Genomic DNA, 16,583 nt, shown 5'->3' with positions numbered 1-16,583 from the left:
CCATGCAGCATAGTAATTTTACGCATCCTTTATTCTACATTCGGCAACACCGTGTAGCCATGTGGATAATCGCTTTTGTTTTGTTTTTGCAGTTTGTAGTGTTTAAATGGCTGTATCCGCACCCTAATTTTATGCCAGATAGTTATGGATACCTTACAGCTGCTAAGGATAATTCGCCTATTAGTTTCTGGCCTGTAGGTTATTCGATGTTCCTGCGGTTGGAAAGCATTTTTACACGTAACGATATCGTATTGGTATTGGTACAGTACCTCATTTTGCAAGGGTGTATATTGTATTTTTTATTCGGCATGGCACATTTGTTACAAATGCCACGAAAATGGCTGTATATATTGTCTGGTATTTTTATTTTGAATCCTGCGGTAATACTCATTAGTAATTATGTAGCATCGGATGCGTTATTTACCAGTTTAAGTTTATTGTGGTTTTGTTTGTTGCTGCAGCTGCTGGTGCAGCCGACTGCCCGTTTGGTATGGTGGCATGCAATTCTCATTTTTATATTATTCACTATCCGTTACAATGCATTGTTTTACCCGGCAATTTCTGTGTTGGTGTTGCTGGTGGCCAGAGTGTCCTGGGGTGTGCGTATAAAGGGGGTATTGTTGATGGTTTTATTAATGGGGGTGTTTGTATGGCATAACAACCAGGAATATAAAGCCTTTACAGGTAAGGCACAGTTCAGCCCTTTCGGAGGCTGGATGCTTGGAGGGGACGCTTTATTTATGTATAGTCGGTTGCCGAGGGATAAAGAGGCCCCACCTGCTAAGTTTGCCGCATTGCAGGCGGTAGTAAACAGGCATATGGATTCGCTGGATACGGTGAAAAGCAGACCTGATTCTTCCATGGGTGCCTATTATATATGGAATGGCCCATTACTCAAATTCCTGCTGTTAACATTTAAAAACAGCAAAGACAGTGCGGCAGATTATTTTAAAAAATGGGCCACTATGGCCCCCTTGTATCATGAATATGGGGCATACCTGATAAAGAAACACCCGGTAGCTTATACTCAACATTTTTGGCTGCCCAATGCCTGGAATTATTTTGCCCCACCTGGTGAGTTTTTAAAAATGTATAACCAGGGTAGTGATAGTGTGGGAATTGAGGCTGTAAGATGGTTTGGATATAAAAATGGCTATGTAAAAGCTTATAACAAAAAGCTTGCCTGGGCAGAATATATATCTGTAGTGAATACCTTGTTCAATGTTATTTTCCTCGCCGCCTTATTGGGGATTGTTCTATTAAATGGCTTTGCTTTTATGTCGTCGCATTTTAAACAGTCATTATTGCTTGCGCTTGCCTTTGTACTGCTCAATTTTATGTTCAGTGTGTCGCTGGCCCCTTTGGTGTTGCGGTATCAGTTGTTCTCTTTTGTTTTAAACGGTATTTTTTCCGTGTTATTAATAAAGCAGATATATCAGATTGGCAAGTTACAGGATGCTAAGGTGGAGGTAGGCAATGAACCTATATTATCTACATCTTTAAATGCAGGAGAATGACAATGATCAATGAAAGTGCTTTGGGGCTTACTCCTGAATATATTAGTGCAATACCTGACCTAAGTGTATTGTTAAGTGAAAGGCAGATATCCTTTCGTCGTTTAGGAGCTTATATACAGGTGGGAGATTTACCGTATGAGGAAAGATGGTTGTTGGAGTTGTCGGTTATTCCACAGCAGTTAACTCATTTTTTAGCAGTTATATTACCTGAATTGTTTAACGGGGGCTATGTGTATCGTATCCCTTTTAATTTGCAGGAAGCTGAAGATATTATCATGGGTAGGTATGGATACGCACAATTTAGCAAAGTTGTAATTGTTGGCGCTGTTTCTGATGCTCAATTACTTCAACTAGCGGAACATTTAACATCTATTACTACACAATTTCGTGGGGCAGATATTCCTGGTTCAAGTTTATTAGGGGGGACAGTATATGCAAGATTTGCAGATTTTAGCATTACAGATAACATACATCCTTTTAGTTTGCCATGCGATGTAAGATGGCCTTTCGGGCATATAGCTGTACCTGTATTGCCTGTGAAAGAAAATGTTTTGAACAAGTCTTATCGTCCAATAGGATTAATTAAGGCAAATTTTAAAGGAAATGTGATAAAGGCTGTTTTTTTTAAAAATATTTTTAAAATGGGAATGTGTGTGATTAAACAGGGGCGTAAGAATGTTTTTGTAGATGATGAAGGAAGGGACGCGAGGGATAGGCTGATGTGGCAGTTTAAGTTGCACAAGGCATTAGAAAGACACATCAAAATACCTAAGGCAATAGATTTGTTTACGATTAATGAAGATGTGTATTTTGCTATGCAGCTGATAAAGGGACGCCCGTTGGACGAAGTGGTTGCTGATTTGCAGAATTTTAGTGCCTGGTGGCAGTTGCCTATTCATAATAAAAAGAGGTTGATAGATTTGTTATTGCAGATTGTTTTTTGTGTAAAAACTATGCATCAATTAGGCTATTTACATCGCGACCTTTCTCCTGAAAACTTTATGGTGGTTGGTGAAAATGTATTTGTCATAGATATGGAACTGGCTTATGACTTTAGGAACAATGAGCCACAGCCACCATATAAGTGGGGGACATATGGATTTAGACCTCCTACTGATAGGGTAAATGATAGTCATCCTACAGAAGCGTACGATGTGTTTGGTTTAGGGGGATTAATGCAAGTTTTTTTTACCGGTTTTTCTCCTGTGCGGTTGGATTTTGAACAGACTGATTATTTGTATGACAAGCTGGTCTATTTTATTAAGGAAGAAGCGGTGGCTTCTTTGATAGCCGCCTGTGTCAGGGGGGAGGCAGATGCGCGGCCAGTTGTAGATAATATATATACTTTTTTATTGCAGTATAGAAAAAAAATAGATAAGATATTTTATATTAATGAAGGGAAAGCGAATGTAGATTTGAGTAGTTTACTTAAAAAGGGAATGGGGTATTTTAACCGGTTTGATACTCTGACTACAGAATTGATATGGGTAAGTAAGTATAAAAAGGAGTTACAGGCAGATCCTGTTATTGGAGTTTCTCCAGGTTTTTTTGATGGGGTTTCAGGAGGTGTGTTTTTGCTGGCTCAATTAAGACATGTCGGAATAGATACTGAAGGTAATAAAGCGGTTTTGGCAGCAAATTTAGATTATTTACAGCGAGTGTGTTTGTATAAGTTAGACTCTTTAGTGTGCGGATTAAACGGAGTGGGGGGAGTTATACTTGCTATTTCTGCAAGTATAGAAGCAGGAATTATAGACAATACTGATGACTGGGAGGGGGTATTGACTCAGCTGCTTCAACATCCTCTTCAAAGTACGAATGTTCATAATGGAGTAGCAGGTTATGGTTTGGCAGTTTTACATGGCAGATGTATTTTGGGAGAAACCAGAACTCGAGAGGTGATAGAAAGATGTGTGTTTTATCTGATTCAGCAACAAAAAGCAGATGGTAGCTGGGAAGTGGATGTTCCGTCTGATGGAAAGTATAGAAGGATGATTGAGTATTTGTATGGTGTTACGGGTATTGTATATGCTCTTTGGCGATTGGCTGAGGTATTTGGAGATGAAAATGTAATCAATGCTGCTAAAAAAGGAACCAATTGGCTCGTTAGTAATTTGACGGCTAATAATCGTGTGGGAGGTATTGATATGTTATTTTGTTTATTAACGGGCTATAAAGTTTGTGGAGATGTCAGGTACAGATATTTATTGGAACAAGGGTTGAATACTTTGCCTGATTATATTCATGCAGTAGATACCTGCTATGAATCCGGTGTAGCCGGGTTGGGGGATTTATTACTGGAAGCTGGAAAAGTACTAAACGATAGTAGGTGCCAAAAGGGTGCTGAACATATTTTAACACAAATAAGCAACCTTGAAATAAGATTGGATCCCATGGTTAGTTGCTGGCGAATGGATGAGTATTCCTTACCTTCTATAGAATTATTTACCGGAACCGGGGGCATACTTTATTTCTTACTGCGATGCTATAAGGTAGGCTCAGAATTGCCTCCTTTACTTTTGTAAATACACTTGAAATTTTGTTATATTTTTCTACTTAAGTACTTCTTTCATTCTAAAAGTGAAATAATGAAATTTTTGCTGCTTGTTCTATCATTCTGCCCTATAGTCATATGTATTTCGCAAAAACCTATAATAAATTTGAATGCATGTGAAAACTGGCAATCTATTAGTAATAGGTCTGAGATAGCGGATGATGGACGGTATGTGGTTTATTCTGTTAGGGAAGGAGAAACTACAATTTTGCATATTCAGGCAACCGATAAAAGTTGGAGTACTGCTGTTGAAGGAGGGAAGATTGGTGATAAGTGCATCTATAGCGAGGTTGGTAAAGTTGTTTTTATGAAAGGTAAGGATAGTCTGGGGATTTTTACATTTAAAAATAAAGGGATTAATTATATTAGTGATGTTATTTACTATGAAATTATACAAAGTAAAGAAAAGACTATTCTTTTGTACAGGTTGAAAAATCGGGAAAATAAATTGTTTTTGAAAAAACTTAGTAATAGTGATAATATAGATGAATTAATGGGGGAAGTTTCCCAGTCTTTTTATAATAAAGAAAGTGGGGAGATTGTCTTTGTTAAAGATTCGGTTAAAAGTAATAAAGTAAAAAGCAATTGGGTGTGGTGGGAGAAAATTGGAGCGAATAAAAAAAGTAAAAGTGTTTTGTTACAGCTAGAAGTTGAGAACGTGATTTGGGGAAAAGGTAATGGATGTATTGCTTTTCTTTGTAGAGATAAAGTAAATAGAAAAAGCGTTTGGAGCTTTAATACTGTAACAGGTGAAGCAAAGAGTGTTGTGTCGGAAGGAAATAAAAGTATGGAGAGAGGCATGTTGTTAAATGAGATAATTGCCTTCAATGGAAATACATTATTATTGAAACTTGTAAAGGAAGATGAGTATAGGTATTATGAAAAATACCAGAGAGAGTCTTCCATTCCTTTGGTAATAGTAAATAACTATAAGGATCCATTTTGGAAAACAGACGTAAATTATAAAAGGCATTATTCTAATAGCGTCTGGAGTTTAAATTTGATAGATGGGTCGAGTATACGTGTAGATAGTGTCATATTTACACGGTTTTGGAATGATGATGAAAAGAAGGTTTGGATTGGTGTTGATAATGATGGGAATAAGTATTACAATATGTTAGATGTTAGGAGATGGGTAAAGTTTGCATCTAAAGATGTAGATGAGGGGAATGTTTTTGTCTCTCCAGGAGACAACTATTTGTTTTATTTTGATTCTAGTAAATCCTCTTGGTTAAGTCTAAATATGCAAACTGGTAAGCTAATCATTGCAGCAACTGGCACATGGGATAGTTGGAAGAGAAGGAATAGGGTAGATAATGGTTATATTGGAATTCATTCTCCGCTTACATGGCTGAAAGGCAGCGGTAAGGTAATCGTTCAGGATGGTTATTCTGATATCTGGTTGGTTGATTTTAAGCAGCAAAAGCCAATGATAAGTTTGACACAGGAAATAGCAAAAAAAGAGGACATTTCTTTTCATTGGATTGATGCCAAGAAAGTAACTGATGGGTTAGGTAGTGGGATAAGTATGTTTTTAAAAGGGTTTAATAATTTGGACAAATCTATTAATTATTATAGACTCAAGATAGAGAGGAAAGTAACTTTTTCCCGCTTGAGTAATTTTGTAGGAGTACTGGATGAAATGCCGATAAAAGCATTAGGTAAGGATTGCTTTATAGTGATGAGGATGAGCGCTGCCGTGTCTCCCAATTTGTATTTTACAAACGATCTTGTTAATTTCACCTGTTTGACAGATATAAGACCTGAGCTAAAATACAACTGGATTACATCAGAACTATTAACATGGAAAATGAATAATTTAGTTGGAGATTGTGAAAACGGGATCAGGATGGCTGTTTTATATAAGCCGGAGAATTTCAATCCTACAAAGAAGTATCCTGTTATTTTGCACTATTATGAGCGAAAAACGGATGATTTAAATAGATATTTTCCTCCTGCTCTTTCTTATGCTAATATAAACATTCCTTGGTTTGTTAGTCATGGATATCTGGTTTGTTGTGTGGATATGCATTTTCAATTTGGGCAATTTACTCAAAGTGTATTAAAGGATATTACTTTGGCAACAGATTCTCTTGTTCGATTAAATTTCATTGATAGCAATAAGATTGGATTGCAGGGGCATAGTTTGGGTGGGTATGAAACTAATTTAATTATAACTCACTCATCTAGATATAAAGCCGCTATTTCTGCATCAGGACTTTCTGATTTAATTGGCATGGCTACTTCCGTTTGGGGATGGAGCGGTTTTCCTATGAAGGATTTTGTTGAGAACGGACAGCCACGATTGGGTGTAAATTTATGGGAGAATAGAGAGGCTTATTTAGATAATTCCCCTATCTTTTTTGCGGATAAAGTAGAAACTCCTATTTTGTTGATGGGAAATCGAGGCGATTTCAATGCGCCTTTTTCTATGATTCAGGGATTTTATATTGCTTTAAAAAGTATGCATAAGAAAGCATGGTTATTACAATATAAAGATCAGGGGCATATACTTGCGTCAAAGGCTTCATGTCAGGATTATACCTTAAGGATGGAGCAGTTCTTTGATTATTATTTAAAAGATAAGCAGGCTCCTTTGTGGATGGTAGAACCGATTTCTGTAAGCAAGCAATTTGAAATTGATCATTATTTAGGTTACGATACTAGCGGTGAAAAACCTTAATAATTATTTAGATAAGATGTTTTCCAGAAAACATCTTATCTAAATAATTATTAAAACGCATGATTAAAGAAATATCCTTGATGTGTGCAATTTGCTTGGTTAAATGCTGTTGCGTAGCTAGTTAAAACATAATTAGTTGGTGTGCCGCCTGGTACATTAAGGGGAGCTAAATAGCCTTGTAATGGCAGTGTGCAACGTGTTCTTAAAGTAGTGTAGAAGTAAATTATTTTATCACCTGTTGCAACTTTTTTAAATGCCAAAGCACCGCCAACTGCAGCAATCATTGTAATTGCAGATAATACATATTTTATCTTATTCATATATGTTAATAATAATTTATTAGTTATTGAAAATTAATCTAATAGTAAGGTTTGGAAATGAGAAAAAGGTTGCAAAAATGCAACCTTTTTCCTCTAGAAAGATACTAAAAGCTATTATTTTGGAAATATCCTTGAGCTTGACAAGATGCTCTGTTAATAGCTGTTGCGTAGCTTGTTAGAACGTAGCCAGTTGGTATACCTCCAGGTGTGTTAAGTGGGGCTAAATAACCCTGAACTGGAAGTGTGCAACGTGTTTTTAAAGAAGTGTAGAGGTAAATTAATTTATCTCCTGTAGCGGCTTTTTTAAAAGCAAAAGCGCCACCTACTGCAGCAATCATTGTAATTGCAGATAATACATATTTTACCTTGTTCATAGTTATTTTGCTTTTTTTATAAAAAAAGCTAAATTTTTGGGTGATAAAATCGCCTACTTTTTGAATGTAGTTAGGCATGTGTATATCCATCTCTTGTGATGCATCATTTTTGAAATGGTATAATGTAAATTTATATTGAATGATACCTTTTTGATGGAATTATTTTGGAATATCTGGGGGCATTTTGTTATTTAAACGGTTTTAAGTGAATATTCTAATAGAAGGTTTGATAATAATTTGTTTAGAACAGGGCTTGGGCCAATTTCAACGAGAATTGAATTATATAAACAGGGAGACGGTAATTTTAGTCTGGAATATTCTTGTGTTTTGCTTGCGTAATAAGCTGGAAGTGATCGATATTGGGTTGGATGTTTTAAAGGAATAAAGGAAGTGTTGCTTTGAGCGAAATAAAGTGATCAGGAGGGATCAGGAATATATATTAAGTATTCCTGTAAGTTGGCCCCATAAGATTTTCCTTATATCAAACTTTCTAATAGGTCCCCGTAAAAGATCATTTATCTGAAATACAGTTTTACCCTGTTTAAAATTATTCTCTTTATCCAAATTATAAGCTTTTAATTAGTAATAACATTACTTGTTTTTTGAATACAGTTGCAAGTTTCTATTAGTTTTGATTACTGATATTTAAAATTGAAATGTTTTTGAATACAATGCTTCATTTTGTTATGAAATAATCTTTGGATGACTTCTTAATAAAATGATCTTCAATGAATCTTATAACTGCTCAATTAAAAAACTGGAGAAAGCTATTTGCTATATCCATCTTTCTTTTTTTTGTTCATTTGCATGTATTTGCCAATGCGCAATATTCTTTACATTTAAAGGGGGTGTCGTTAGAAAAAGCATTTCAAGAGATTGAAAGGGCCACTGGATATTCTTTTTTGTACACCAAGGAAGTAATAAAGAACGTTTTAAATAGCGTTAATATCTCTGTAGAAAATTCTTCTATTGAGAATATTCTGCAACAATGCTTTTCAAAGCAGCAATTAATTTACCGAATAGAAGGGAGTAAGATTATAGTCCAGAGAAAAGATCAATTAAATTCAATCAAGGCATTTGAACAAAAGAATTTTGAAGAGATTATTGGGCGTGTTTTAAATGACAAAGGGAATCCTTTGCAAGGTGCTTCTGTTCTTATCGTTGGCACTACCAATGGAGCAAATACTAATGCTGATGGGAGATTTAGAATTCCTAATGTTTCCAAAAAAGAGGTAAAACTATATGTTTCTTTTGTAGGATATGAATCTGTAGAGATTTCTTATGTAGCTGGTGTTGATATTGAAGTGAGATTAAAGCTATCTAATAGCCAGCTTGATGATGTACAGACAATTGCTTATGGGAAGGTTAGTAAGCGCTTGCAAACAGGAAATGTAACTACTATAAAAGCTGAAGATATAGAGAAACAACCAGTCAATAACCCGTTATTAGCTTTACAAGGTAGGGTGCCAGGGTTAGATATTGTCCAAGCTAATGGCTTGCCCGGAAGTGGGGTTACAGTGAAAATACAAGGGCAGAACACTTTTGATGGAGGACAAGATCCTTTATATGTGATTGATGGAGTACCTTACTCATCCCAAATTCTTTCTAGCGTAGGGCTTTATTCTCCTTTGGGAGGGTCGGGAAATTATGCTTTTGGACAAGGGGGGCCTGGAAATCCTTTAAGTTACCTAAACCCAGCAGATATTGAAAGTATTGATGTTCTTAAAGATGCAGATGCCACTGCTATATATGGTTCGAGAGCAGCTAATGGAGCAATTTTAATCACTACTAAAAAGGGAAAAACTGGGGTGGGAAGTTTGGGATTAAATTTTCAAGGTGGATGGGGGAAAGCAACGAAAAGGGTTAAAATGCTTAATTCTAGTGAGTATGTCATGATGCGTAAAGAAGCTTTGAGGAATGATAATATATTGGCTAATAAAGGAAATGCATATGATATATTAAATTTATATAGTTGGGACACTTCCAGAACTATGGATTGGCAAAAAGAGTTTTTAGGGGGGACTTCCCGATATGCAAACGTATCTCTCAATGTCTCAGGAGGCACTCCTCTGAGTCAATATCTAATTAGTGGTACTTATTATAAGGAAAGTACTATTTCGCCGGGAGATTTTGCTGATGTAAAAGGGTCTGCTCATTTTAATTTTAACACTTCCTCTCAGAACCAAAGATTAAAATTTCAAATGTCTGCTTCTTATATGTCTGATTTTAATAAATTGCAACAACTTGACCTTGCTGATTTGGCTTTAAACTTAGCACCTGTTGCCCCTGATCTTTATAAAAGTGATGGTACTTTAAATTGGGCGATTGATGATAATGGCAGGTCTACATGGGCTAATCCCCTAGCTCGTTTAAATTCTACTTATGAAATTAAGACAAATAATCTTGTCAGTTCCGGTGACCTTAGTTATAGAGTTTCTTCAAAAATAACAGCCAGGGTAAATGGAGGATATACTATAACGCAGACTCGTGATAAATCAATAAGTCCCAACAGTGCTTATGCTCCTGAATTGAGGAGTCCAATGAATGGACAGTCTGTTTTTGGAGATCATATCATTACATCTTCAATTGTAGAGCCACAAATAACTTATTCTTCAGTTGTCGGTCCTGGAAAATTAGAGTGCATGTTGGGCGGAACTTATTTACAGACTGCGTCTGATGGTAAGTTTGTGGTTACAGCAGGGTATAGTGCTGATCAATTACGAGAGAATCCGGGTGCTGCTACGGCTTTCTCAGTATCTTCGGCCGTACAAAGCGTATACCGTTATTCTGCCATTTTTGGGAAAATTAATTATAATATTAAAGATAAGTACTTATTAAATTTTACAATGAGGCGTGATGGGAGTAGTCGTTTTGGCCCTTTGGACAGATTTCATATGTTTGGTGCTGCTGGTTTAGGCTGGATTTTTTCGGAGGAAAAATTTATAAAGAGAACTACTGGAGCCTTATTTAGTTTTGGAAAGCTGCGATTAAGTTATGGATCAACCGGAAGTGATCAATTGGGTGATTATTCTTTTTACGATTTATATTCAGGTTTTACTGTCACCGTTCCTTATCAACAAGTAGGCGCATTAGATGCTTATCAGTTATATAATCCATATAGACATTGGGAAGAAACTAGGAAGCTTAATTTAGGGGCAGATATAGGATTTTTGAAGGATCGTATTTTATTGAATTTTAATTATGCACGAAATAGGACAAGCAGTGTTTTGGCTACTACTGTATTGCCTGCGACAGCGGGATTTCCTACCCTACCAACTAATCTAGATGTTACTATACAGAATACAAGTGCTGAATTTGTGTTAAATACAGAAAATATTATCTCTAAAAAATTTAAATGGTCTTCTAATATAATTTTTACTATTCCCAGTACAAAATTAATATCCTACAAGGATTTTGCTAAATCTAATGGGCAGTTTGTAATAGGTCAACCTTTGGATTACTCTTCTTCTTTCGTTTTCCGTTATGCTGGAGCGAATCCTGCAAATGGCAACTTTGCCTTTTATACAAGTGGAGGAGGCATTACATCTTCACCAACGCCTGGAAGAGATCAGGTTCCCGTTTCAAGGCGGCCTGTTTTTATGGGAGGATTTAATAATACTTTTACTTTTAGATCACTGCAGTTTAGCTTTTTTGTCCAGTTTGTTAAAAAGAAAATGAATGGTTATTTCGGAGGTACTGTTCCTGCTGGGTATATAGGTGCAAATAAACCTATTTTTGTATTGAATCGATGGCAAAAAACGGGAGATGTTGCTATGTATAGTAAGTTCACTAGTTTAATTGCCAATCGAACATATGACTTTAATAATAGTGATGCAGCAATTGTTGATGGGACTTTTGCCAGATTAAAATCGTTATCATTGTCTTGGAACATGCCAGATAAGATAAAAAAGAAATTAAAAATTAATGATGCCAAGGTTTTTTGTAATGCACAGAATATTGTCACTTTTACAAAGTACCAAGGGCTTGATCCTGAAACAGGCATAGGAGTTCCACCATTGCGTGTAATTATGGTAGGCTTTCAATTAAATTTATAATCCAATCAGCTACTATATATATGAAAACTAAAATACTTAATAACAGATTACTTTTTCTAGCATGTGCTTTTGCTATGACTACATCTTGCTCTAAGCTTGTAGAGGTTGGTGTGCCTATTACTAGTCTTACTAGGGATAATGTATTTACCACTGATCCGACGGCAATCTCAGTTTCAACTGGATTGTATGCGTCCATGATGAATGTAACAGTTGCTACTCAGGGATTCAATTCGTTAAATTTTACCTTGGGACTGTCTGCAGATGAATTAAATATATTGCCTGATCAGACAAATGTTGATTTAAAATCTTTTTATTATAACAGTTTAGCTTTGTCACCTGCAATTGCTTTAGATACAGATCCATGGAAGTTTTTATATGCACTAGTATATAAAGCAAATAATCTGGTATCAGGATACCAAAATAACATTTCAATAACTCCTTCTGTGCAAAAACAGCTGCTGGGAGAAGCTAGATTTATGCGAGCTTTATTCTATTTTTATTTAGTAAACTTGTATGGAGATGTACCGCTTGTTTTAAGTACCAATTTTGCCACAAATTCTAATGCTCCCCGATCTCCTAAAGATAAAGTTTATGAAGCCATTGTGTCTGATTTGAAAGCTGCAATTGAATTATTATCAGATAGTTTTTTGAATGGTTCTTTGAGCTCGGTACAAGGAGCGGAAAGGGTACGTCCAACAAAATGGGCCGCTATTGCCCTTTTAGCAAGAACTTATTTGTATGCGGGCGACTATATAAATGCAGAAACACAGGCCAGTTTAGTGATAGGAAATAGTACGTTGTTTGGATTGCAAACATTAGATGGTGCTTTTTTAAATAGCAATATGGAGGCAATCTGGCAGCTACAGCCAGTTGCTGCTACTTCTAGAAACACTCCAGAAGGATTGAATTTTAATTTGCCAGCTTCTGGTCCTGCTTCTACTAATACCATATGGCCAGTTTTTCTTTCTCCTGCATTTTTGAATAATTTTGAAAAAGGGGACTTAAGAAGAAATAAATGGGTTTCCAGTGTAAAAACATCAGCGGGTATTACTTATTACTTTCCATACAAATATAAATTAGGAATTGGTAGCACTTACGGAAAGGAGTATTCTAATATATTGCGTCTTGCAGAGCAATATTTAATACGATCAGAAGCTCGCATAAGACAGGGGGGAGGGAAGTTGCAGTCTGGAATAGAAGATTTAAATATCATCAGGAGGAGAGCTCGTGCTGCAATTAGTGACTCGGTTCCTAACCCTTTACCAGATATTGTGCCATCTATTTCACAGGCTGATGCAATAACTGCACTAATGCATGAAAGACAAATCGAGCTATTTACTGAATTTGGTCATAGATGGCTTGATATTAAGAGAACAGGATTAGTTGATCAGGTGATGCAAAAAGCTGCTCTAGATAAAGGGATTGTTTGGAACTCCTACCAACAACTTTACCCTATTCCATATTTGGATTTTCAGTATAATCCTGTATTAGGTAATCAGAATCCAGGTTATTGAGTGTCCTGAATGAACAGCGAGTTCAAAATAGTTCTTTGAATGAGCATTCAATGCTCGGCAAATAATGATGGTAGGCCCATCGGCGGCGGTTTTCAGGAACAGCCGTCAAACCACCTTTAGCTGCTGCAATTAAGAGTTGTGGTAGTGAGCATGAAAGGAAAAGGCATGTTAAACGTGTCAGGTATGTGTTAAGAAGACGAACGAAGTGAACTGTCGCTAGAGGCGTCCAAAGGGTCAGACGATGTCAAAACCAATGTCCAGTATCGTCATTGGGATAAGCAGTAAGGCCACCTGATTACTGTTGCTGCGGTATCCGGCGTATAGACAGCGCGATCTTAACATGGGCAATTGCCGGGAACAGGAGAATTTGTCGTCGGAATGATAAGAGAAAATATCAAGCTGCCAGGACAGCAAGATAGAAAGTATCGATGTCCGGCACAGGGACAGAAGCCTTCGTAGTAGTGCTGAAATTCTTGTAATGAGAATGGAGCGAAGAGAGGCTGTTATCACGCTTTTAATCATGGACGAAAACTGATTATGTCAGGTGGTTCGAAAATGAGTGGAGCAAAATCGTTTAGTATTAGTCGGCGACTGGTGAGTATGGCCTATCAGAAGGTACACTCGAATAAAAGAGCTGGTGGTGTTGATGGAGTAAGTCTGGATGTATTCCATGAAAGGTATAGGGATCACTTGTACAAGCTATGGAATCAGATGAGCTCAGGTAGTTATATACCACCGACGGTGAGATTACACGAGATCCCAAAGAAAGGAGGTGGACTAAGACCTCTGGGTATACCCACCATAGCTGATCGGATTGCCCAGACAGTAGTAAGAGGTATGTTAGAACCATCACTGGAGCTTATTTTTCACCGAGATAGCTATGGCTACCGACCTGGAAAATTTGCGATCGATGCTTTATCTAAAGCGCGCGAAAGATGCTGGCGTCTGAACTGGGTAGTGGATGTGGATATCAAGGGTTACTTCGACAATATCCCCCACGACTTACTGATGAAAGCGCTACAGCGTCATTGTCAGGTAAGATGGATGCTTTTGTACATAGAGCGTTGGTTGAAAGCCCCGTATCAAAAGCAAAATGGATCGATAGTGTCAAGAACCAAAGGTGTACCGCAAGGCTCAATCATTGGTCCTGTACTGGCGAACTTATACCTCCATTACGTGATGGATAAGTGGCTGGATCGGGAATATAGTGGATGTCGGTTCGAGCGATATGCTGATGATGCGATCATTCATTGTCGTAACATGAAGGAAGCAGAATCGCTGAAAGCTGCGCTGTATGAGCGGTTGAAAGCGTGTGGTCTGGAATTGCATCCTGAAAAGACGCAGGTTGTTTATTGCAAAGACAGTAACAGGCGGCAGAAAGGAATGAAACAAATGTCCTTTGACTTCCTTGGTTATACGTTCAAACCGCGACTAGCTAGAAATAGTCAGCGTGGAGAATGGTTCACCAACTGGCTGCCTGGGGTAAGTAATAAGTCAATGCGATCAATGAACGAAAAGATGCGGAAGTGGCATGTGTTGAGACAGACCACTAACAATCTACAGGATGTAGCTACAGAGCTCAATCCAGTACTGACGGGCTGGATCAATTACTAAGGTAAATTTTATAAAGCAAAACTTGTGAATTATATGCACATAGTAAATGTGAAACTTGCGAGCTGGGCAAGACGAAAATACAAGACTCTAAGATCCAGCGAAATGAAGGCGATTAGATGGATGCACCGCGTGTCGGTTTGCCAGCCAAAGCTTTTTGCCCACTGGGAGCTCTTAGGATCGAAACCAACGATTGATAACCGGAGCCGTGTAACGGGAGACTGTTACATGTTACGCACGGTTCTTACAGAATCCCGGTGCTGAGATGCCCGGGTTTACTTACTAATAGAATTTAAACAATTTTGTTGTACTTATAGAGACCCATATGTAGAAACATATGGGTCTTTTGCATGCTCCTTTATCCAGTTTCAGCTGTTCCTCTCCATCCTACTGTAAAAAATGATTTTACAAGCATGAAATCAGATAGTCTACTTAAATCCATTTTTACAAATAAGACCTATAGGAATTATTTATGGATAACGTTGATAGGCTCTATTATTCAGCTCACCCTGTTTAAGCATTTCTATCCATTTCCTGATTTTATATCAGATTCGTATAATTACATCGAAACTGCACAAAAAGGACTTACGGTTAATTTATGGCCAATAGGCTATGCCAGGTTCCTGGCTTTTATGCATTGGATATTCCCTTCGCACCAGTTGTTGGTGGTGGCTCAGCATTTTATTTTAGTAGCCGGCCTTCTCTACTTCTTTTATACGGTCTGCTACCTGTTTACCCTGCCTAAAGCAGCTATTGTTTTGCTATATATATTTTTGTTTTTCAATCCCATATTCTTGTATCTCTCTAATTGTGTATTAAGTGATGCCATTTTTACTGCGATTAGCATTGTATTATTTGCGCAGTACTTATGGATGTTGCGTCAAGCTAAAAACAGACACCTCATAATTCAGGCTGTACTAATAGGGGTGGCTTTTACAATCAGGTATACTGCTATTTATTATCCTATAGTGAGCATCGCTGCTATATTGTTTGCTAGGCTTAAATGGACTAATCGGCTCGCAGGCATCATAGCTCCCTGGCTGCTAATATTACCTTTTATTGTGTATACGCAGCAGGAAACAAAAAAGCAGACAGGCGTTGCAGAGTTTTCTGTATTTGGGGGCTGGCAGATTGCTTGTAATGCTTTATATATGTATCAGCATATTACGGTAGACAGTAATATGCTGCCACCCGAAACCAGGTTATTGGATAAATATACTCAATATTATTTTAAGCACATTCATGAGAAGAATCCTCCATTTGAAGCAATCCAAGGTACTTATTTTATAAAAGTGCCGAACGCTATCTTAAAGCCATATTTGTTCGATAATGGACTGCGGCAACCTAATGGTTCAGGTTTTCAATTCTGGGGATCTGTATCGCCGGTGTATAAAACTTATGGCAACTGGCTTATCCGGCATTACCCTTTAGCTTTCGTGCAGTATTATATATGGCTGAATACGAGAAATTATTTTATTCCTTATCCTGAAAAATTCGAAATCTATAATATTGGGAGTACAGAAGTATGGGATGGAGCACGGGAATGGTTCAGGTTGCCGTCCAATAAGATTAGCCTTATACCTTCTATCCATTTTCAAGGTTATCTTTTTTATATAGCTCCCTGGTGCTTTTTCCTGCTCAATATCTACTTTCTCACGCAGTTTGCCTTTTTTTTATTCAGCAAACCGTTTAAAAATAATCATCGGTTTTTAAACATATCCATATTGCTCGCTACTTTTTTTTTATTAGTGAATTTTGCGTTTAGTGTGTTTGCGACCCCAGTGGTTTTGCGTTACCAGGTTATTCCTATGATTATAATGGTGGCTTTTGCAATGCTTCTAACACATTATTCTAATAATCAAATAGAACGGTCTCCTCAATAACTGATAATCTGTTCCTTTGTAAGTAGGAGCTTCTCCCTTAATAACATCTGTCAAAAAACTATCTTTAAGACC

At 37.2% G+C, this 16,583-nt stretch carries 9 protein-coding genes; 7 read left to right on the top strand and 2 right to left on the bottom strand.

What is annotated here, in order from left to right; genetic code table 11:
* Positions 1–2: 2 nt before the first annotated feature.
* The 3 genes from FLA_RS18185 to FLA_RS18175 all read left to right on the top strand — a co-directional run bounded on the left by FLA_RS18185 (position 3) and on the right by FLA_RS18175 (position 6,754).
* Entirely contained in the window at positions 3–1,517 is a 1,515-nt protein-coding gene (locus FLA_RS18185) for a hypothetical protein (protein ID WP_144264019.1), read from the top strand.
* Positions 1,514–4,042, top strand: a complete 2,529-nt coding sequence (locus tag FLA_RS18180; RefSeq protein ID WP_084206193.1) for a lanthionine synthetase LanC family protein — start codon at positions 1,514–1,516, stop codon at positions 4,040–4,042. The genes FLA_RS18185 and FLA_RS18180 overlap by 4 nt, the downstream gene beginning before the upstream one ends.
* Positions 4,043–4,105: 63 nt before the next feature.
* Positions 4,106–6,754: an alpha/beta hydrolase family protein gene (locus tag FLA_RS18175; protein WP_076378701.1), complete on the top strand. Its 2,649-nt coding sequence runs from the start codon at positions 4,106–4,108 to the stop codon at positions 6,752–6,754.
* 50 nt (positions 6,755–6,804) lie between these two features.
* Here FLA_RS18175 and FLA_RS18170 read toward each other — a convergent pair whose 3' ends face one another.
* Positions 6,805–7,074 carry a hypothetical protein gene (locus FLA_RS18170; protein WP_076378699.1) on the bottom strand — a complete coding sequence of 90 codons (270 nt, stop codon included), beginning with the start codon at positions 7,072–7,074 and terminating at the stop codon, positions 6,805–6,807.
* A gap of 104 nt (positions 7,075–7,178) precedes the next feature.
* Positions 7,179–7,526, bottom strand: coding sequence for a DUF6520 family protein (locus FLA_RS18165; RefSeq protein WP_144264018.1), 348 nt, complete (start codon positions 7,524–7,526; stop codon positions 7,179–7,181).
* 650 nt (positions 7,527–8,176) lie between these two features.
* Here FLA_RS18165 and FLA_RS18155 point away from each other — a divergent pair.
* The 4 genes from FLA_RS18155 to FLA_RS18140 all read left to right on the top strand — a co-directional run bounded on the left by FLA_RS18155 (position 8,177) and on the right by FLA_RS18140 (position 16,511).
* Entirely contained in the window at positions 8,177–11,503 is a 3,327-nt protein-coding gene (locus tag FLA_RS18155; RefSeq protein WP_076378695.1) for a SusC/RagA family TonB-linked outer membrane protein, read from the top strand.
* Between the two features lie 20 nt (positions 11,504–11,523).
* A complete protein-coding gene (locus FLA_RS18150; protein ID WP_076378693.1) occupies positions 11,524–13,017 on the top strand; it encodes a RagB/SusD family nutrient uptake outer membrane protein in 1,494 nt (497 codons plus the stop codon).
* A 537-nt stretch (positions 13,018–13,554) separates the two neighbouring features.
* On the top strand, positions 13,555–14,631 hold the full coding sequence (gene ltrA, locus FLA_RS18145; protein WP_076378691.1) for a group II intron reverse transcriptase/maturase: 1,077 nt from the start codon (positions 13,555–13,557) through the stop codon (positions 14,629–14,631).
* 410 nt (positions 14,632–15,041) lie between these two features.
* Positions 15,042–16,511 carry a hypothetical protein gene (locus tag FLA_RS18140; RefSeq protein ID WP_144264017.1) on the top strand — a complete coding sequence of 490 codons (1,470 nt, stop codon included), beginning with the start codon at positions 15,042–15,044 and terminating at the stop codon, positions 16,509–16,511.
* The last annotated feature ends 72 nt before the right edge of the window (positions 16,512–16,583 follow it).

The organism is Filimonas lacunae, assembly GCF_002355595.1.
In the GTDB taxonomy this organism is placed as follows: domain Bacteria; phylum Bacteroidota; class Bacteroidia; order Chitinophagales; family Chitinophagaceae; genus Filimonas; species Filimonas lacunae.
This window is presented reverse-complemented; position numbering and strand designations above follow the sequence as displayed.